Origin of the sequence: Streptococcus sp. HMSC077D04 (assembly GCF_001808785.1) — a bacterium.
GTDB classification, from domain to species: domain Bacteria; phylum Bacillota; class Bacilli; order Lactobacillales; family Streptococcaceae; genus Streptococcus; species Streptococcus mitis_BX.
In genome coordinates, this window is the sequence record NZ_KV794460.1 from 1 (window position 1) to 210 (window position 210).

Annotated in this window: 1 pseudogene; it reads left to right on the plus strand. The window is 26.2% G+C overall.

Features of this window, described 5'->3' with window-relative positions:
• A pseudogene (locus HMPREF2701_RS11280) lies at positions 1 to 210 on the plus strand (relaxase); the annotation flags it as partial.

Genomic DNA, 210 nt, shown 5'->3' on the forward strand with positions numbered 1-210 from the left:
AATCGCTTTATGAAAGGTAAAACTTTGATTAGACAATTTAATCTTCAGTATAAACCACAGTATATATATAGAAGAATTCCTCTTAGCAAAATTAAAGAAAAAATAGAACAATTAGATTTTCTTATATCTGCGGAAAATAGTCAGAATGCTTTTGAAGATATAACCAAGGATTTCATTACCCAAATATCATATCTAGAGAATATGATTGAA